The 17,916-nt window shown below is 50.7% G+C and carries 19 protein-coding genes and 1 riboswitch; of the genes, 7 read left to right on the plus strand and 12 right to left on the minus strand.

Features of this window, described 5'->3' with window-relative positions:
• Position 1: 1 nt before the first annotated feature.
• From argF to A0129_RS04140, 4 genes are all read right to left on the minus strand, one after another.
• On the minus strand, positions 2-913 hold the full coding sequence (gene argF, locus A0129_RS04125; RefSeq protein ID WP_008252656.1) for an ornithine carbamoyltransferase: 912 nt from the start codon (positions 911-913) through the stop codon (positions 2-4).
• Positions 914-950: 37 nt separating this feature from the next.
• Positions 951-2,132, minus strand: a complete 1,182-nt coding sequence (locus tag A0129_RS04130; protein ID WP_291712656.1) for an aspartate aminotransferase family protein — start codon at positions 2,130-2,132, stop codon at positions 951-953.
• Between the two features lie 123 nt (positions 2,133-2,255).
• Positions 2,256-3,230: a complex I NDUFA9 subunit family protein gene (locus A0129_RS04135; protein ID WP_291712658.1), complete on the minus strand. Its 975-nt coding sequence runs from the start codon at positions 3,228-3,230 to the stop codon at positions 2,256-2,258.
• 18 nt (positions 3,231-3,248) lie between these two features.
• Positions 3,249-5,228, minus strand: a complete 1,980-nt coding sequence (locus A0129_RS04140; RefSeq protein WP_291712660.1) for a lytic transglycosylase domain-containing protein — start codon at positions 5,226-5,228, stop codon at positions 3,249-3,251.
• Positions 5,229-5,238: 10 nt separating this feature from the next.
• On the opposite strand from A0129_RS04140, the gene A0129_RS04145 reads away from it, so the two are divergent.
• On the plus strand, positions 5,239-5,808 hold the full coding sequence (locus tag A0129_RS04145) for a 5-formyltetrahydrofolate cyclo-ligase (protein ID WP_291712662.1): 570 nt from the start codon (positions 5,239-5,241) through the stop codon (positions 5,806-5,808).
• On the opposite strand, the gene metF is transcribed toward A0129_RS04145, so the two are convergent.
• The 4 genes from metF to metK all read right to left on the minus strand — a co-directional run bounded on the left by metF (position 5,805) and on the right by metK (position 10,252).
• On the minus strand, positions 5,805-6,626 hold the full coding sequence (gene metF, locus A0129_RS04150) for a methylenetetrahydrofolate reductase [NAD(P)H] (protein ID WP_291712664.1): 822 nt from the start codon (positions 6,624-6,626) through the stop codon (positions 5,805-5,807). The two genes, A0129_RS04145 and metF, sit on opposite strands and share 4 nt — an antisense overlap.
• A 19-nt stretch (positions 6,627-6,645) precedes the next feature.
• On the minus strand, positions 6,646-7,446 hold the full coding sequence (locus A0129_RS04155) for a TlyA family RNA methyltransferase (RefSeq protein WP_291712666.1): 801 nt from the start codon (positions 7,444-7,446) through the stop codon (positions 6,646-6,648).
• 18 nt (positions 7,447-7,464) lie between these two features.
• Positions 7,465-8,892 carry an adenosylhomocysteinase gene (gene ahcY / locus A0129_RS04160; protein ID WP_291712668.1) on the minus strand — a complete coding sequence of 476 codons (1,428 nt, stop codon included), beginning with the start codon at positions 8,890-8,892 and terminating at the stop codon, positions 7,465-7,467.
• A gap of 31 nt (positions 8,893-8,923) precedes the next feature.
• Positions 8,924-9,006: riboswitch (S-adenosyl-L-homocysteine riboswitch) on the minus strand.
• Between the two features lie 79 nt (positions 9,007-9,085).
• A complete protein-coding gene (metK, locus tag A0129_RS04165) occupies positions 9,086-10,252 on the minus strand; it encodes a methionine adenosyltransferase (RefSeq protein ID WP_291712670.1) in 1,167 nt (388 codons plus the stop codon).
• A gap of 178 nt (positions 10,253-10,430) precedes the next feature.
• Here metK and A0129_RS04170 point away from each other — a divergent pair, with 178 nt between their 5' ends.
• Genes A0129_RS04170 through A0129_RS04190 form a run of 6 tightly spaced genes read left to right on the plus strand, consistent with a single transcriptional unit; the run spans position 10,431 to position 14,590 of the window.
• Positions 10,431-11,297 (plus strand): lysophospholipid acyltransferase family protein, encoded by an 867-nt coding sequence (locus tag A0129_RS04170; protein WP_291712672.1) that lies wholly within the window; start codon positions 10,431-10,433, stop codon positions 11,295-11,297.
• Complete coding sequence (locus tag A0129_RS15800; protein ID WP_367189739.1) at positions 11,294-11,689, plus strand: hypothetical protein; 396 nt, start codon at positions 11,294-11,296, stop codon at positions 11,687-11,689. Before A0129_RS04170 ends, A0129_RS15800 begins: the two co-directional genes overlap by 4 nt.
• A gap of 7 nt (positions 11,690-11,696) precedes the next feature.
• Complete coding sequence (locus A0129_RS04175; RefSeq protein ID WP_291712674.1) at positions 11,697-12,170, plus strand: hypothetical protein; 474 nt, start codon at positions 11,697-11,699, stop codon at positions 12,168-12,170.
• Positions 12,171-12,210: 40 nt separating this feature from the next.
• Positions 12,211-13,086, plus strand: coding sequence for a diaminopimelate epimerase (dapF, locus tag A0129_RS04180; RefSeq protein ID WP_291712676.1), 876 nt, complete (start codon positions 12,211-12,213; stop codon positions 13,084-13,086).
• Positions 13,083-13,733 carry a DUF484 family protein gene (locus A0129_RS04185; RefSeq protein WP_291712678.1) on the plus strand — a complete coding sequence of 217 codons (651 nt, stop codon included), beginning with the start codon at positions 13,083-13,085 and terminating at the stop codon, positions 13,731-13,733. Before dapF ends, A0129_RS04185 begins: the two co-directional genes overlap by 4 nt.
• A complete protein-coding gene (locus tag A0129_RS04190) occupies positions 13,694-14,590 on the plus strand; it encodes a tyrosine-type recombinase/integrase (protein WP_291712680.1) in 897 nt (298 codons plus the stop codon). Before A0129_RS04185 ends, A0129_RS04190 begins: the two co-directional genes overlap by 40 nt.
• 13 nt (positions 14,591-14,603) lie before the next feature.
• On the opposite strand, the gene A0129_RS04195 is transcribed toward A0129_RS04190, so the two are convergent.
• The 4 genes from A0129_RS04195 to A0129_RS04210 all read right to left on the minus strand — a co-directional run.
• Positions 14,604-15,263: a hypothetical protein gene (locus A0129_RS04195; protein WP_291712682.1), complete on the minus strand. Its 660-nt coding sequence runs from the start codon at positions 15,261-15,263 to the stop codon at positions 14,604-14,606.
• Between the two features lie 71 nt (positions 15,264-15,334).
• Positions 15,335-16,405, minus strand: a complete 1,071-nt coding sequence (gene earP, locus A0129_RS04200; RefSeq protein ID WP_291712683.1) for an elongation factor P maturation arginine rhamnosyltransferase EarP — start codon at positions 16,403-16,405, stop codon at positions 15,335-15,337.
• A 70-nt stretch (positions 16,406-16,475) separates the two neighbouring features.
• Positions 16,476-17,036 carry an elongation factor P gene (gene efp, locus A0129_RS04205; protein ID WP_138518631.1) on the minus strand — a complete coding sequence of 187 codons (561 nt, stop codon included), beginning with the start codon at positions 17,034-17,036 and terminating at the stop codon, positions 16,476-16,478.
• A gap of 125 nt (positions 17,037-17,161) precedes the next feature.
• The coding region (locus A0129_RS04210; protein WP_291712685.1) for a pseudouridine synthase at positions 17,162-17,916 on the minus strand (755 nt) is incomplete at its 5' end.

The raw sequence follows: 17,916 nt of genomic DNA on the forward strand, positions 1-17,916 counted from the left end.
CTTACTTGCGGCCCAACAAAAGGAATTCCATTAGGGCTTTCTGGGTGTGCAAGCGGTTTTCCGCCTCGTCCCACACTACGCTTTTCGGCCCATCAATCACTTCGGCGGCCACTTCCTCACCACGATGGGCAGGCAGGCAATGCATGAAGAGGGCTTCCGGGTTGGCCACATCCATCATTTCCGTGTCCACCTGAAAGTCTGCAAATGCCCGGCGACGGGCTTTGTTCTCATTCTCAAAACCCATGCTAGTCCAAACGTCAGTGGTCACCAAATCGGCGCCTTTGCACGCGTCCATTGGGTCTTCAAACCACTCATGGTGGGTTCCCTTGATGTTGGTTTTTGCTGGGTCTATGTTGTAATCGCTGGGCGTGGAAATATTCACCTTGAAGTCGAGCAGCTCTGCTGCCTGTAACCAGGTGGCGCACATGTTGTTACCATCGCCTACCCAGGCCACGGTTTTACCCTGAATGCTGCCTCGGTGTTCAATGAATGTAAAAATATCCGCCAAAATCTGGCAGGGGTGATATTCATTGGTCAAGCCGTTGATCACTGGAACGCGACTGTTGGCGGCGAAGCGTTCAATGATCTCTTGCTCGTAGGTACGAATCATCACAATGTCGCACATGCGAGAGATAACCTGCGCTGCGTCTTCAACCGGTTCACCCCGACCCAGTTGAGAGTCTTTGGTGTTCAGGTAAATCGCCGAGCCCCCCAACTGATGCATACCTGCCTCAAAGCTAAGCCGCGTTCGAGTGGATGCTTTCTCGAAGATCATCACCAAGGTGCGGTCTTGCAGCGGGTAATACGGCTCATAACGCTTAAATCTCGCTTTCACATCCCGAGACGATTGCATCAGGTACTCGAACTCGTCTTTGCTGATGTCGTTGAACTGCAAAAAATGTTTGATAGGCATTTTTGTAGACCGGCTTGCCTGGCAGGCCGGTTCCTCCTTATGCGGATTGTTCAAGAAACGCTTTAATCAATGGGGCCAGTTCCATGGCCAGCGTTTCTGCTTCTTCTTTTTTAATCACCAGTGGTGGCAACAGTCGCACCACATTGTCTCGGGTTACGTTAATGATCAAACCTTTGTCACGTGCAATTGCAACCAGGTCGCCACAGGGCTTCCACAGTTCAACACCCACCATGAGGCCGCGGCCGCGAATGTCCTTGACTCCGGCAATGCCTGCCAATTCACGCGACAAAATGGCGCGAATAAGCTGTCCCATTTGCTCGGCATGGGCCAGCAAGCCCTCTTCTTCCATAATGTCAATGGTGGCCAGTGCAGCTGCTGAAACCAGGGGGCCACCACCGAATGTGGTGCCATGGGTACCGGGTGTAAAGACGCCAGCCGCGGGACCCCATGCCAAACAGGCTCCGATCGGTACTCCGGATCCCAAACCTTTGGCCAGTGTAATGACATCAGGTTGAATACCAGCATGCTGGTAGCCAAACCATTTGCCCGTGCGGCCAATGCCACTTTGCACTTCGTCGATCATCAGCAGCCAGCCTTTGGCGGTGCACAACTTGCGCAAAGCCTGCAAATACTCGGTATCTGCCACATTAATTCCACCTTCGCCCTGAAGTACTTCCAGCAAAACTGCCTGAATTTCCGGGTGTTCATCTGCGGCCTGTTCAATGGCGGCGAAGTTTTTATAGGGCACACGCACAAATCCTCCTGGCAGCTCGCCAAACCCCACTTTGGCCTTGGGGCTGTCTGTGGCAGCAAGCGTGGCCAGGGTACGGCCATGCCATGCGCGTTCCATCACGATGATTTTCGCGTTTTCGATGCCCTTCTTGTAACCGTAATACTTGGCCAGTTTGATGGCCGCTTCGTTGGCTTCCGCGCCAGAGTTACAGAAAAATGCCTCGTCCATGCCTGATATTTCGCACAGGCGATCCGCCAGTTTTGATTGCTCAACCACGCCGTATAAATTCGAGGTGTGGATCAGTTTGCCTGCCTGCTCAGAAATGGCTTTTACCAACTTGGGGTGATTGTGTCCCAAGCCATTGACTGCAATGCCAGACAAGCCATCCAGGTATTTTTTACCATCGGTGGACCACATCCAGGCTCCGTCGCCATGGGTGAAGGCGATGGGCTGGCGGGCGTAGGTGTTCATCAGGTGATTTGTCACGGTAAAACTCTCTATCAGCAGTGTTCAGGCAAAACGCGGACTCTAAAAACAAACGCAGCCAATCGATTGACGTGCGGCTGCGTTGTGCAAAGCGAAATTGTACGACGAATCAAGGCTTAAGGGCTAGTCTTGCCGGTGAGCCCGGGTCCTAAATTCATCAAGATCAGAGGGTAAATGCTTGGCTCTCAAATATTCAGTGGCAACAACCGACAGGCATTCATAGCTGGATAGCGGGAAAGTTCGGCCCGAGGTTCGAATATTGTCGATTTTCATGGAATCGACATTGTCTCGACTCATAAGCGGTTCTCCTGGGGCCAATTCCATCAAAAATGCCTGGGCTTTTGCTGCGAAATCGGGGATGCCAAAAACCACTGGGTTTTTACCCACGGCACGGGCCGAAAGTTGCACCAGTTCTTTCAAAGTAAAGATCTCCGTACCGACCAGATCATAGGTGTTGTGAAGGGTGTCTTTGCCTTGATCCTCCACACATGCGAATATCGCCTTGGCGACATCACCCACTGACACGGGTTGGAAACGTGCATCAGCACCGGCCAAGGGAATCAAAGGCGCGATTTTTGCCAATGAGGCGAATGTATTCAGAAACTTGTCCTCTCGACCAAACACCACCGAAGGACGAAGAATGGTCCAAGCCAGTCCGCTGTCTTTGACCACAGCTTCACCATCAGTTTTGGAACGCAAATACATGGATGGCGCTGGATTCTGTACCCCTACACCCAGAGCGCTGATATGAACAATCCGTTTTGCCCCATGCTTTGACATGGCTGTGCACAATGCTTTCGGAAATTCAACATGATTGACCCGGAAGTTTTGACCATAGGGCTTCCCGGGTTTGCTGTGCAATACGCCCAAGAGGTTCACAACAATGTCCTGTCCCGAGACAAGGCGACCCAAGGTGGCACGATCATGAATATTCGCTTCAACGATCTGACAGGTTGGCAAGGTCAACAAATGCTTCGCCCTGTCATAGCGACGGGTAGGTACAGTAATTCGGTAACCAGCTTTGGCCAGTTGATTACAAACAGCTTGGCCCAGAAAACCTGAACCACCGATCACCAATACATTTTTTGTCTTACTCATAAAACAGCATTCACCTGATTACTTGGATCCGTAGATGATACCCAGTCTTTGTTTCAAAGGGGTCGAGGCATTGTTCAACAACAGGGAATAAGCCATGGTATTGGACATTACGTTTTTCACGTAGCCACGTGTCTCGTCGAACGGGATCAATTCTGCAAATATAGCGCCTTCAATCTTCCGGTCACCCAGGCGCCGTTTCCAGAGGGCAGGGCGACTCGGGCCTGCGTTGTAACCCGCCGAGGCGAGTACCGGTGATTGATCATGCTGTTCAAACACCATTTTTAGGTAGCTGGTGCCCAAAGTCAGGTTGGTTTCGATTTCGGTAATGTCAGCAGGTTTGAAATCGGACATGCCAATTTTTTTCGCCACGTATTTGGCGGTGGCTGGCATGACCTGCATCAACCCACTTGCTCCTACGCCAGAGCGCGCGATGGTTACAAAGCGCGATTCCTGGCGGATCAGACCGTAAACCCAGGATTCATCTACACCAATTTCGCGGGTTTTCGCTCGCATATTGTCTCGAAACGGCGTGAGGTATCTTAAAGCAAGGTCATGTTCAGTTTCCGTGCGATCTGCTGCAGCAATTGCCCGATCGTACAGCTGATTGCGTTCAGCCCAAGTCGCGGCTGCGAGCAACTGTCGGTCATTCATCTGAGCCACTTGCAGATTGAATTCCCAAAATCCCTCAGTGCGCAGCCCTGCATCGTAAAGCGCAAGCGCGCGTAATAATCCAGGGTGTTTTTTTGCCCAGTCCAACTCCGCCGCACTTAGCAATTCAGGGCGCTTAGGCGCTGTCACTGTGTCACCCAGTTCCTCATGCGCCAATTTTCCATAAAAAGAAAAAGGACTGCTGGCTTTGATCCATTCTTGCCGGGCCTCAACCAACTTGCCTGACTGGGCCAGCGCGCGTCCTCGCCAATAGGTCCAAGCCCTGTCCTCCTTCACATTCGGACTCATCTCGTTGGTGGCCTGGAGCACTGCATTCCAGTCCTCAAGAAGCAGCGCCGAGCGAACTTTCCATTCTTGTTGTTCCTGACTCATGACCTCAGGTTTGCTGCGCTTGAAGTAGGTCAGTGCGTTTCTGTCCCATACCAAGCCAGCACGGTAGCCCACATGGGCCCAAAGCCATTGTTCAGAGCTGGGCGACAGTTTGCCCTGATAATTCTCAGTCATTTGTCGCGCAACACGCTCAAAGTCCTCTACAGCTTTTCTCGCCAGTGCACCAGTCAGGTAAAGGTCTGTGTCGGCTTTTTGGCCCGATGATTTCAGGTATTTGTCAGGATTGAAGATCGCCTCGCGCAGCTCAGTGCTGCTGATCGTCTTTCCCCAAGCGGTGTCTTCGAATTCGTCGACAAATTTCACTGCGTTGGTCAACTGGTTGGCGGCCACCATCTGCAGCACATGTCGATCCAGGTCTTGCGCGCTTACACCGCCCAGTTTGTATAGGTTTTTCAAAAGAACCCGACATGTTTTAGGCAGGCGTTTATCAAAACTCACCACAGCATCCAGTTTGTATCTCACCAACTGTCCCTGTTCTGCTGCATACATCAGGTCTGCACACTCAACGCCTTGGTCAGGTCGGTAGCGAAGATGTTGCCTCTGCTCTGCAAAATCGGTCCACTGCGCGGTACGTGCAAGCTGCTCAAGCCAGTCTCGTCTCAAGGTTTCGGCTGGCCAGCTGTTGTCATGTCTGGTGAGCAAAGGCAGGATTTCTGATTTGTTCCATACCACTTCCCGGTCGGGAAACTGTTTCTCCACGCCTTTCTGGAAAAAGCGAAATTGCCAAATGTCCACGTAGGGTCTAAAGACGCTTTTCTGCGGCAACTCCGAGGCCAAGCGGTTAAACTTGTCGTAAGCGCCGTCGGCGTAGGCAGATTTAATTTGTTTGATCAACTCCGCATCCGATTGTTTACTGGCAATAGCGGGTTGAAATGCCATGGCGCCCAAGGCACACAGGGGTAGGGAAATCCAGCGTGAAATGTGGTGAGAAATTGTCATTATTCCTGTCATGAAAAAATCATTGCGGCAAACCGCCTTGGCCTATCGAAATCAGCTACAGCCCGAAGAAATCAACGCGCTGAGCAGAGAAATTTCCGCATCCCTATTAACTCTACTCCAAACATTCCAGCCTTGCACTGTAGGTCTGTTCTATCCCACACGCGGTGAGCCGAATGTACTGAGCATCATGAATAATTTGGCGCTCGAGGCCTTTCAGTGGGCTTTGCCTGTGTGTTGTGAGTCGCCAACAGGTGCATTGTTGAAGTTCGCGCAGTTTGCGCCTAACGACGAATTGGAACCCGGACGATACGATATTCCTGTTCCAAAATTCAAATTGTGGATTCAACCCGATGTGCTGCTTATTCCATGCCTGGCATTCCACCGGGCGGGGGTCCGTCTCGGATATGGCGCCGGCTGGTACGATCGAACCTTGAGTCAAATGCCTGTTAAGCCAATCACTGTCGGTGTGGCTTATGCATTGACCGAGTTCAAAGATAACTTTTCAGAACAGCACGATGAGTTGCTCGATTACGTACTGACTGAGCGAGAGCTTGTCTGGACTCGCCCAGGTGTTGTCTAGTAACCGATTTGATCCAGTATCGCCAAAGTAGGCTGTGCATTGTTCATGGTGTAGAAGTGCAGTCCGGGAGCGCCTTCCCGAATGAGTTGTTCGCACAGATTCGACACCACTTCCAGCCCAAAGGCACGAATGGACTCGCGATCATCACCAAAGTGTTGCAAGCGGTTGCGCATCCATCGTGGAATTTCAGCACCACATGCATCTGAAAAACGAGCAAGCTGACTGAAATTCGTAACTGGCATGATGCCCGGAATCAGTGGGATTGAAATGCGGTTTTGAACCTGATCCCGGAAGTATAAAAAAGCATCCAAATTAAAGAAGTACTGCGTGATCGCAGAGTTCGCACCGCAGTTTACTTTGTGCACAAAAGCGTCCACATCGGCCGCGGGGCTTTTGGCCTGAGGATGCGTTTCGGGATAGGCGGCTACCTCGATGAAAAAGTGATCACCTGTTTCTTGTCGAATAAACTCAACCAGTTCGCTTGCATATCGAAATGATCCTGTCTCCAGCATGCCTGAAGGCAAATCCCCACGAAGCGCAACAATCCGATTGATTCCGTGTTCTTTGTACTGCTTTAGCAGTGCGGCAACTTTTTCCCTGGAGGAGCCCACGCATGACAAATGCGGTGCAGCTTCCTCGCCGGCTGCCTTGATTTCAAGTACGGTGGACAGTGTTCCATCCTGTGTAGTGCCACCCGCCCCAAATGTGACGGAGAAAAACTCTGGCTTTCTTTCGGACAGTTTTTCACGCGTGGCACGCAATTTCTCCGCACCTTCGTCCGTTTTCGCAGGGAAAAACTCAAAGCTGATATTTATCATGGTGTATTCATTCACAGAGTTATCGGTTTGTCGCGGCGAGAAGATCCTTGACCGCGTACACAAAATATTCCTGATTTCCGTCGCCGCCTTTGAGCTGGCACGGAAAGAAATCTTTCACAGTCAACTCGACTTGGGCACAGGAGGTTCTTACATCGTCTTCCAACTGAGCGATAAGGTCGTCGAGATTTTTCACCAAACCACTTTTCCCGATATTCTCCGGTCCAACCTCAAATTGGGGCTTAACCAAAAACAAACCTTCGCACCCTGCAGGCATCAGCTTCGCAATATTTGGCAGTACCTTGCGCAGGGAGATAAAGCTTAAGTCCGCCACGGCAATATCAAACGGCATGAACTCTGGTTTTAGCGCAGCAATCTCTTGCTCAAGATCACTTGTATTTACCTTGTACAGGTTGATCCCCTCCAGAGCCAGCACAGCCGGGTGGTCCTTCAAACGTGGGTGTAACTGATCCCGCCCTACGTCAATCCCCACCACACTTAATGCACCTCGTTGAAGAAGGCAGTCTGTAAACCCTCCAGTGGATTGTCCAAAGTCGACGCACCGTTTTGAAAGGGTATCGATCCGTGCGCGTTCGAGTGCATGGTGTAACTTCAATCCGCCACGAGATACGAAACTAGGCGCATCGCAGTCAATCAATTCAAGAGTCATGAATGGTTCGATTTGCTGCGATGCTTTCTTCACGGTAACGGGCGCTTGAACCAGTCCATTACGCACCAGCACTCTTCCCTGCTCGATCAAACTCTGGGCCTGTGCCCGAGAGGGGCACAGGCCTTTTTCAACCAAGGCAAGGTCAGCGCGCAAAAGTGACTCTTTACCGAATTAGTAGCGGTAGTGGTCTGGCTTGTAAGGGCCGTCTTGCTTCACGCCAATGTAGCTTGCTTGCGCAGGGCTCAGTTCCGTAAGCTGGGCGCCAATTTTCATCAGATGCAGGCGGGCTACCTTCTCGTCCAGGTGCTTGGGCAATACATACACACCCACGGGATACTTCTCGTTTTGCGTCCACAGCTCGATTTGCGCAATGGTTTGGTTGGCAAAGCTTGAGGACATGACAAATGAGGGGTGGCCGGTACCACAGCCCAGGTTCACCAGGCGGCCTTCGGCCAGCATGATGATGCGCTTGCCGTCGGGGAAAATGATGTGATCAACTTGGGGCTTGATGTTCTCCCACTGGTATTTTTTCACGCTGGCAATGTCAATTTCATTGTCAAAGTGACCAATGTTGCAAACGATGGCCTGATCTTTCATCTTCAGCATGTGATCATGGGTGATGATGTCTTTGTTACCTGTGGCCGTCACGAAAATATCTGCTTTGTCAGCAGCGTAGTCCATGGTCACCACACGGTAGCCTTCCATAGCAGCCTGCAATGCGCAAATCGGATCGATTTCGGTCACCCAAACCTGGGCTGACAGGGCGCGCAGGGCCTGTGCAGAACCCTTGCCCACGTCACCGTAGCCGGCTACAACAGCCACTTTGCCGGCGATCATCACATCGGTTGCTCGCTTGATGCCGTCAACCAGCGATTCGCGGCAGCCATACAGGTTGTCGAACTTGGACTTGGTCACAGAATCGTTCACGTTAATGGCAGGGAAGGCCAGTTCGCCCTTCTTGTGCATTTCATACAAACGGTGTACGCCAGTCGTGGTTTCCTCAGTCACACCCTTGATTTCTTTCAGGCGCTTGGAGTACCAGGTCGGATCGTTTTTCAGGGTCTTTTTGATTGATTCAAACAGGCAAATTTCTTCCTCACTGCCTGGGTTGTTCAGCACGCTAATGTCTTTCTCAGCCTTGGTGCCAAGGTGCAGCAACATGGTTGCATCACCGCCATCGTCCAAGATCATGTTGGAATAACCACCATCAGCCCATTCAAAAATACGGTGAGTGAAGTTCCAGTAATCGGTCAGTGATTCGCCTTTGAATGCAAATACAGGAATACCAGCGGCGGCAATCGCTGCGGCAGCGTGATCTTGTGTCGAGTAAATGTTACAAGAGGCCCAGCGTACTTCAGCACCCAACGCAGCAAGTGTTTCAATCAGCACGGCCGTTTGAATGGTCATGTGTAGTGAACCGGTGATGCGTGCGCCTTTGAGGGGCTGGGATGCAGCAAACTCTTTGCGAATGGCCATCAGGCCAGGCATTTCAGTTTCTGCAATCGCGATTTCTTTGCGGCCAAAATCGGCCAGATTGATGTCGGCTACGAAAAAGTCGTTTTCGCCGTCGGCGGTGATTGGTTTTGCAATGGCGTTCATCACGCCCTCCTTTTTAAAGTTCATAAAGAAAGAAGCGTGAGCGCCGTTGTTTATTTCTTGTTCGAGCCTAGCACCCCAAAAAAGCATGGGTGTGTCGCAACGCTCCTCGAACGTCTTAAATTGTAACAGGGTTGACTCAGGAAGGCCAAGCAGTATTCATGCTGGCACTTTCCTGATCTGCCTGTATTTTCTGTTAAACGCCGGCTGCGGCTTTCAAAGCTTCTGCCTTGTCCGTACGTTCCCAGCTGAATTCTGGTTCTTCGCGTCCAAAGTGACCATAAGCCGCTGTTTTCGCATAAATTGGTCGCAGCAAATCCAGCATTTGTACAATTCCCTTGGGACGCAAGTCAAAGTGGGCTCTCACCAATTCAGTAATTGCACTGTCCTCAATTTTTCCTGTACCGAACGTATTCACCATGATCGAAGTAGGGCGTGCAACGCCGATGGCGTAGCTCACCTGGACCAGGCATTTCTCGGCCAAGCCCGCTGCAACAATGTTCTTTGCCACGTAACGGCCTGCATAGGCCGCGGAACGGTCCACCTTGGAAGGATCCTTTCCCGAAAATGCACCGCCACCGTGAGGAGCTGCGCCACCGTATGTGTCCACGATAATTTTGCGACCTGTTAAACCGCAGTCACCCTGTGGGCCACCAATCACAAAGCGTCCGGTTGGATTCACCAAAAAGTTGATATTTCCTTTCACGAGTTCTTTGGGCAAAACTGGCTTGATCACCTCTTCAATCACAGCTTCTCGCAGTGTTGCCAACTCGATATCCGGTGCGTGTTGGGTTGAAAGCACTACCGTGTCGATACAGAAAGGTTTTCCGTCCACATACTTGATGGTGACTTGCGATTTAGCATCCGGGCGCAACCAAGACAAACGGCCATCCTTGCGAAGCAGGCTTTGGCGCTGAACCAGCTGATGTGAAAGACTGATGGCCAGTGGCATCAATTCGCGGGTTTCGTTCACTGCGTAGCCAAACATCAAGCCTTGGTCACCAGCGCCCTGGTCCAAATCATTGTCGTGCGCTTTGTCCACGCCCTGAGCGATATCCGGACTTTGACGGTCATAGCAGACCATCACGGCGCAGCTTTTGTAATCGATACCAAAATCGCCGTTGTCGTAGCCAATTTTTTTCAGTGTATCGCGCGCTACGTCAATGTAGTTCACTTGGGCAGAGGTTGTGATTTCCCCAGCCATCACCACCAAACCGGTATTGGTCAGTGTTTCAGCGGCAACGCGCGCCGTGGGGTCCTGTTCGAGAATTGCGTCTAAAACTGCGTCGGAAATTTGGTCAGCCACTTTGTCCGGGTGACCTTCCGAGACGGATTCGGAAGTGAAGAAAAATTCATTAGACATTAAAAAAGCTCCAAAAAAACAAGGGGTTGGTACGGCCGCCATGTTCGTTTGAAGCCCGGCGACGCTTTAGCAGATTTGTTTTAGTTCGCCCCGCAAGTTGTCATTTAACTCAGCGAACTCACGAAATATACAACATTCGGGGGCGATGGCAAAGCGGGTACTGGTTACAATCTGCCCCATGATCAAAAATTTGTTCAAAGCACTGTCGGTTTTCCCTTTGCCGGTTCTCCATGCGCTGGGTGCGTGTTTGGGATGGGCTGTCTATGGGTTGTCGGCCAGCTATCGCCGAAAAATTGAAATCCACTCCAAAATTGCCTTTCCGCATGATGAATTGGCGCGTCTTGCTGCCGTGAAAGGTTCGGTCAGGCATGCGGGAATGGCACTATTGGAACTGCCTTTTCTTTGGGGCTTGTCTACTCAGCAAGGTGCAGCGCGATGCACTGATATCACCGGCTGGGATGTCGTGGAAAGAGCCCGGGCAAAGGGGAAAGGCATCATCTTTCTCACACCGCACATGGGGAGTTTTGAATCAACGGCTCAAATCTTTTCAACTCGTGCGCCCATCACCGTCCTGTATCGTCCCAACCGGAAGGCCGAACTTCAAGACATCATTGAAGATAGCCGCGCACGCGACAATGTTGCCCTAGCGCCCACGACGATAGGTGGTGTGAAAATCCTGCTCAAGGCGCTCAAGCGAGGTGAGGCTGTCGGCATGCTTCCTGATCAGGTTCCAGCGCAGGGTGAGGGTGTTTGGGCTCCGATGTTTGGTCAGCCCGCATACACCATGACTTTACCGGGTCGACTCCACCATGCAACAGGTGCATCGATTGTTTTGGCAATCGGTTACAGAAAGCCGGGTGGACAGGGTTTTACCCTCGAGTTGTACCAAGGTCCCGAGTCACTCAGCGCGGATCCTGTCGAGGCAGCCGCCCAAGTTAATGCAGCGATGGAGCGGCTGATTCAAATGCATCCCGAGCAGTATTATTGGGGCTACGAACGTTACAAACCTCCTAAAGGTCAACAGGGCCATCAAGGACAATCGTGACTCAATTTCTCATCTCAATATGGTTTTCGCTTGCTCGGCTGCCATTTTTTGCCTATCGACTGATTTCCTCGTCCATTTCGTTATTGCTGGCCATGTTTTTGTACGTACTGGCCCGTGAGCGCCGGACAGTGGTGCTCACCAACCTTGCCTTGTGTTTTCCTGAGTCGTCCATCTTTCAGCGCACATGCTGGGCAGTAACTCATATTTACTTTTACCTGCGCACTTTTCTGGACAGGGCCTGGCTGTGGTCGGGAAATGAAACAATAGTGCGTGATCGGGTCCACATTGAGAACCCCGAAGCTTTGACCGCTTTAAGTGACGCATCTCCAACCATATTACTGGCCCCACATTTTTTTGGGACTCGATGCGGCTTGGAGTCGCCTCTGTCTTGAAATCGATATGGTCACGATGTATTCAAACCAGAAGAATCCCGTGTTGAATTCGTTGATATTGCAAGGACGCTCCAAGTTTGGAGATCAACTCCTGTTGTCTCGCCAACAGGGAGTGCGTCCATTATTGACTGCGATGAAAAAAGGGCGCCCCCTGTACTATTTGCCCGACATGGATTTTGGTGAGCGTGACTCAGTATTTGTCAGCTTCTTCGGGGTGAAGGCCGCCACCGTAACGGCAGTGGCACGGTTGTCCAAGTTGCTCGAAGCGCGGGTCGTTCCGGTCACCACCAAGTACAGCAAGGGTCGATATCGCATTCATATTCATGAACCATTGCCCAACTTTCCGCTGGACGACGACACCGAATCAACACAACTGATGAACCATTACATCGAGTCTTGGGTGAAAGACAACATTGCACAGTACTTGTGGTTGCACAAGCGATTCAAAACCCGCCCGGCTGGCGAGTCCAGAATATACTGATACTTGAAACAGACAAACCACGGTTCTTGACAGAGCGACGATGACAACTTCGAACACACTTAAGTTCACCAAAATGCATGGTGCTGGCAACGATTTCGTTGTGTTGGACAATTGCGCTGGTCAAATAGACCTGAGTCATGACTTGGTCAAGCGGCTTGCGGACCGCCATTTTGGTGTCGGTGCTGATCAGGTTCTAATTGTTGAATCCTCGGAACTTGCTGACTTCAAATACCGGATTTTCAATGCGGATGGTCAAGAGGTGCAGCAGTGTGGAAATGGTGCACGCTGTTTTGCTCAGTATGTATTTGACAAAGGGCTTACTCAAAAGAACCAAATCACTGTCGAAACTCTCGCTGGCATTATTCAGCCGGAATTGATCAAACACAATTGGGTCAAAGTCAATATGGGCCCGGCCGAACTGAATCCAGCCAAGGTGCCCTTTATTGCGGAGGGTTTGTCCAGTCGAAAGGTGGGCGGTCTGACCCAATACAAACTTCCAGTCGACTCGGGTTCTGACCTGGAGGAGTTGTGGGTCGGGGTCGCGTCTATGGGCAATCCCCATGTGGTTATTCTTTTGGACCAACCAGCCTCCGACGATTTTGTTCAGCGCTTGGGCGCTACGCTTGAATCACACCCTCGGTTTCCTGAACGGGTCAATGTCGGCTTTCTTCATGTTGTAGATCGCAGTCGGGTTCATCTTCGGGTCTATGAGCGTGGGGTGGGCGAAACCCTTGCATGTGGTACAGGTGCCTGTGCAGCCGCTGTGGTTGGCATGAAAATGGGGCTCATTGCCGAGTCTGTAGATGTTGTCAAAGCCGGTGGAACCCTCACCATTGAATGGAGTGGACAGCAGGACAGCGATGTCTTGATGACAGGTCCGGCACAAACCGTTTTCGAAGGAGAGTTTTACTTATGACTGATGAGGCCGTTCAGGTTGCCGATTTTCTCAAAGCACACCCTGATTTTTTAATCAAGAATCCGGGTATTCTCGCGTTTATCAAACTACCAGAGCAAAGCAACGGGAACGTGGCATCGCTGCATGAGCGTCAGGTTCAAACCATGCGCGAGAAGGTTAAATCTCTCGAGCACCGGGTGGTCGAGATGACACATGCCGCCGTCGAAAACCAGGCGATTATTAATAACCTTCAATCAATTACGCGCACCTTGCTCACAGTGAAAAATGCGAGTGATTTGCCCTCTGTGTTGGTTGAATCAATCAAAAAAAAGTTTGTCGTGCCTATTGTCCGCCTGCAGCTTTGGGAGGAGGACGGTTCACCCATCAGTGATTCCGACAAAGCGCTTATCGATGGGATGAAAAGTCTCTACTGCGGTTTTTCCGAGAACGCGCCCACCCTGTCGGTTTTTGATGGCGAGCAGGTAGTTCCGCGTTCGGTGGTATTGATCCCTCTGCGTGTTGGTGTGAGTCCCGTTACATTTGGTTGTTTGGGCTTTGGTTCTCCGGATAAGGACCGTTTTTCGCCGACTCTAGAAACTGATTTCTTGAACACTCTGGCAGAGACCGCATGCGCAGCGCTGAGCAGACTCCAGAACACTCACTCCTGATTCAGCGATATCTGGATTACCTGCGCTTTGAGTGTCGTCACAGCAATAACACCGTCATGGCGGCGCAGCGTGACCTTTCATTGATTGATACGCCGCCGGGACAGGTCACCGGCACAACACTGAAATCAATCCTTGCGCAACGCCATGCAAACGGCGCTGCGCCCGCCAGCTTGGCGCGTTTGGCATCAAGCTGGAGAGGATTCTTTAAATATCTGCTAAACAACGGCATTGTCGAGGTAGATCCCACCCTGGGCCTCAAAACTCCCAAACTTCCAAGATCTTTACCCAAAGCAGTAGGGGTTGACTCTTTGGCTGCCTTGCTTGCCAAACCACTTCCGCAAGAGTTTCGTTTCGCTCAGGCGCATGTCCTTATTGAACTGCTGTATTGCACCGGTCTTCGAATCAGTGAGGCATTGACTCTTCAAGCAGAGGCCTTGAATGGATCGACAGAATTGAGGGTCGTAGGCAAGGGGCGCAAGGCCCGAATTGTGCCTGTCGTAGATGCGTTGCAATTCCGCCTCAGAGAATTCGCAGAGCCCCGTCAGAGTCACCTGCTTAAGCATGGAAAAGGGCAAGAAACCGCTTTGTTCGTATCGGCCAAAGGGTTGGCATTGACGGTCAGGCAAGCTCAACGGGATATCGCCGAGCATGCCTCAAAATGCGGTTTGGGACAGCATTTGCATCCCCACATGTTGCGTCACTCATTTGGGAGTCATTTATTGCAAGGCACGCAGAACTTGCGAGCCGTTCAAGAACTGTTGGGGCATGCGTCCATCGCATCCACACAGGTCTACACCGCACTTGATTTCGATCATCTATCCAGCGTCTATGACAACGCCTTTCCGCGCGCCAAATAAGGGTTTGTCGCCCTTACAGCGCGGATAGCAAACGTGTGGCTGTTGAACCCAAAGTTTCATCGCCTTGACGCGATGTGTCCTTGGCAATTAGTCGGTTCAGTACCTTTGAAGTGTTATGGGTCGGGTCATTGGCGCTGAACTTCTCCCGCGCCTGGATCATCGACTCGATTACATGATGGGCATCATTCCCGGCGTTTTCTTTTGCGTACAGAATTGCAACCGTGTCGGCAAACAGTTCCTGTTTGTAAACCATCTCTGGCTTTGGACCAAAACTTCCCGTGTTTTGAATCCCTCTGAACTCGTCCTCATTCACCTCGTAGTTAGCCACGAATGAACGACTTTCTCTGAAACAGTGACCCATTTCGTGCGCCACGGAGGCTGCGATAATTTGAGGCCAATGTGCGCGATTTTGATCATTCAAGAATCGTCCCCACTGCGCCCAGGCCGCCTCATTCGTATTCACGATGACCACGCATTTTCCATTGGCATAAGCCAAGGCGCCCAATGGTGTGGGCTCGGGACGTTCGGTCACAATGAGCGAGGGTTTGGTTCGCATTTCTGCACCCAGTTCAACCAAAACTTCCTTGGCAATTTCTTCAACTTGGTGCGCAGGCAGTTGTGTCAGGTTGATTGAGCCAAAACCCAGACCTAGTGAGAGCAGAAATGACAGCATTGCAGAATCCAAGCGTTGAACTTGAATTCAGTTTCTGTCCTTTCTTGATATTTGTTTTGTTGAGAAAAGCCTTATAAATCAGGCTTTTCCTTCAAAGTAAGAGTCTGTGAACCGTGCCATGTAAGAACTTCCTTTACAAGTTCTTTCCCATTGAGAATTCGGGATTGCCACTTCATCGCATGAACGTCCAATTCGGGCAAATGTGGCAAGAGTGCCATCCAGATCATTCCAAAATCGCCGTGAGTATTCACGCCATTCCATGCCAGCCAGCTGTTCCAAAGCGCTAACTTGCAATCCGCGCCAAGCCCATTGGCGTACAGATCAAAAAAACACGCAAGTTTCTCAAAATGTGCATTGTCTTCGGTCGGGTAGATTTGCCAGATGAATGGTTTTCCGGCCAGTTGTGCTCTCACGAACGAGTCTTCTCCTCGCACAAACAGCATGTCATATTGCGCCAGCAATTTATCGAACTCACTTTGTGCAACAAATGGAATAGCGCTGGCGCAGTCGTCCGGCTCAAGCGTTAAAGAATTCCCGGCAAGTCCAATGCTTATTTCGTTTCCCTGAGAATTTAAAGAATTACAGGTGTTTATCAGGCCTCTGATGGGGGCGTTCGGATAGGCAAAAACAAAAACTCGAAGGCATGTCTTGTTTGTTAACAATGGTTTTCCAGCCAGGTGCCTGGGGTAGTCGCAATGAATCAACCCACCCGTTTGCTCGGTAAAGCCGGGGTAAAAAAAAGTAGTGACATGACCTGTATTGGGGTCAATAGAATTGCTTAAGTGAAAGCTTTCAATCCATTTTTCAGAAGAGAGGTAGTCAATCAGTAACCAGGGTGTCTTGGGAAACTGGCGTTTCAGAACCAAGTCGAAGCGGTACGCGGTTTGCTCACTTGAAGTCCCGAATGGTTCCAGAATCAAATCTGGCTTTTGTAGACCCTCGGTTTCGATGTTGGTCTTGATTGCATCGATTAGCTTGAGGTTGCCGTTGTCTGGGGTCGGATACAAAGCCCGAAAAGTGGCTGAGTCGTCGTGAAACAAATCGACGCTATGGCCCCTCTCTGCCAAGGCTTTCGCCAATCGGAGGGAAAAGCCAGCATCGCCGAAATTATCGATTACCTTGCAAACAATCCCGATGTGCATAGAACCTCAAGCTGGAAAAACACAAAGGGCCCCTATGGGGCCCCTGCTAGTCCACTTTGTATTGAATGATTTACTTCACGCGGTTGCGATATTCTGCGGTGCGTGTGTCGATTTCAATCTTGTCGCCAATTTCAACGAAAGCGGGCACCTGAATTTCAAAGCTGGTGGGCTTGATACGTGCGGCCTTCATGATTTTGCCAGAAGTATCGCCACGTACCGCTGGTTCCGTGTATTCAACTTCACGCACCAAGCTTGTCGGTAATTCCACAGACAGTGCCTTGCCGTCATAGAACACAACCTCACACTCCATTCCATCGTCCAGATAGTTCAGGGCGTCGCCCATGTTCTCGGCTTCCACTTCATACTGGTTGTAATCCGCATCCATGAAAACGTACATTGGGTCTGCGAAGTAGGAATAAGTCACCTCTTTGCGTTCAAGAACCAACAGTTCGAACTTTTCGTCTGCCTTGTACACGCTTTCCATTCCTGCGCCGGTCAGCAGGTTTTTCATTTTCATTTTTACAACTGCGGCATTGCGGCCTGATTTGTTGTATTCGGTCTTCAAAACCACCATGGGGTCTTTACCAACCATTACCACGTTGCCTAGGCGGACTTCTTGTGCTGTTTTCATGAGTTTGATGAGGATTTAAAATTTAAGCCCCGTATTGTACTCGAAGTGTTTGTTGGCACAACACATCTTCGCGTGTGAATTCAGGGCATTTTTTGAGGGGTTGAAGGGTAATAAAGCCTTTTAATTCAGACTGTTTTCGATATGTTCCTGTTTAACACCGGGCTCGGGTCTACTTCTATATAGGAGCCAACGGCCAAGTCTGTCGGCAATTCGTAAGGGCCGACCACTCGTCGGTGCAGTGCTTCAACATGATTGCCGACAGCTGCAACCATCCTTTTAACCTGATGATACTTGCCCGTTGTAATGCCCAATTCAAGTCTTCCATCAGGCAATAAGGCGGCTTTGCTGGCGTAGATAATCTCTGGCTCGTCGTCGAGGTCAACGCCTTCCAGCAATCGTTGCAATTGCAACTCAGTAAATGGCTGCGTGCCGGTCACTTCATAAATCTTTTCTATTTCCTGTTTCGTACCTACCTTGCCGCTGATCAGCCGATGAATAAACTGACCGTCATCTGAGAACAACAGTAAGCCGGTTGTGTCCACGTCAAGTCGGCCAGCAGCCTGCAAGCCGCGCTTTATATAGTGTTTGGGCAGCAGATCAAATACCGAGGGGTTGTGGCTGGGTAGGTGGGAGGTCTCATAGCCAGCTGGCTTGTGCATCAACACATATTTATGTTGGGTAATTTCAAAGCTTTTGCCGTCAATTAACAGGTGGTCTCCCAAAGAAATTTCATCAATTTCGGGGTCGATGCGCATCCCGTCACGAAAAATCTCAGAATTCCAGAAAATATTTTCACATTCACGACGGCTGCCAAGTCCTTGTGATTGCAGTATTTTTACGCTCGGTCTAACTTTCATGTAAAGATTCTTCGAATTTATTT

Source organism: Limnobacter sp. CACIAM 66H1 (genome assembly GCF_001601825.1).
Lineage (GTDB): Bacteria > Pseudomonadota > Gammaproteobacteria > Burkholderiales > Burkholderiaceae_B > Limnobacter.

Excerpts from the sequence above, each read along its gene's own strand:
- argF (WP_008252656.1), bottom strand. The coding sequence starts at position 913 with ATGCCTATCAAACATTTTTTGCAGTTCAACGACATCAGCAAAGACGAG.
- dapF (WP_291712676.1), top strand. The coding sequence starts at position 12,211 with ATGACAACTTCGAACACACTTAAGTTCACCAAAATGCATGGTGCTGGC.
- A0129_RS04175 (WP_291712674.1), top strand. The coding sequence starts at position 11,697 with ATGGTCACGATGTATTCAAACCAGAAGAATCCCGTGTTGAATTCGTTG.
- ahcY (WP_291712668.1), bottom strand. The coding sequence starts at position 8,892 with ATGAACGCCATTGCAAAACCAATCACCGCCGACGGCGAAAACGACTTT.
- A0129_RS04170 (WP_291712672.1), top strand. The coding sequence starts at position 10,431 with ATGATCAAAAATTTGTTCAAAGCACTGTCGGTTTTCCCTTTGCCGGTT.
- A0129_RS04185 (WP_291712678.1), top strand. The coding sequence starts at position 13,083 with ATGACTGATGAGGCCGTTCAGGTTGCCGATTTTCTCAAAGCACACCCT.
- A0129_RS04135 (WP_291712658.1), bottom strand. The coding sequence starts at position 3,230 with ATGAGTAAGACAAAAAATGTATTGGTGATCGGTGGTTCAGGTTTTCTG.
- metF (WP_291712664.1), bottom strand. The coding sequence starts at position 6,626 with ATGATAAATATCAGCTTTGAGTTTTTCCCTGCGAAAACGGACGAAGGT.
- efp (WP_138518631.1), bottom strand. The coding sequence starts at position 17,036 with ATGAAAACAGCACAAGAAGTCCGCCTAGGCAACGTGGTAATGGTTGGT.
- A0129_RS04140 (WP_291712660.1), bottom strand. The coding sequence starts at position 5,228 with ATGACAATTTCTCACCACATTTCACGCTGGATTTCCCTACCCCTGTGT.
- earP (WP_291712683.1), bottom strand. The coding sequence starts at position 16,405 with ATGCACATCGGGATTGTTTGCAAGGTAATCGATAATTTCGGCGATGCT.
- A0129_RS04190 (WP_291712680.1), top strand. The coding sequence starts at position 13,694 with ATGCGCAGCGCTGAGCAGACTCCAGAACACTCACTCCTGATTCAGCGA.
- A0129_RS04195 (WP_291712682.1), bottom strand. The coding sequence starts at position 15,263 with ATGCTGTCATTTCTGCTCTCACTAGGTCTGGGTTTTGGCTCAATCAAC.
- A0129_RS04145 (WP_291712662.1), top strand. The coding sequence starts at position 5,239 with ATGAAAAAATCATTGCGGCAAACCGCCTTGGCCTATCGAAATCAGCTA.
- metK (WP_291712670.1), bottom strand. The coding sequence starts at position 10,252 with ATGTCTAATGAATTTTTCTTCACTTCCGAATCCGTCTCGGAAGGTCAC.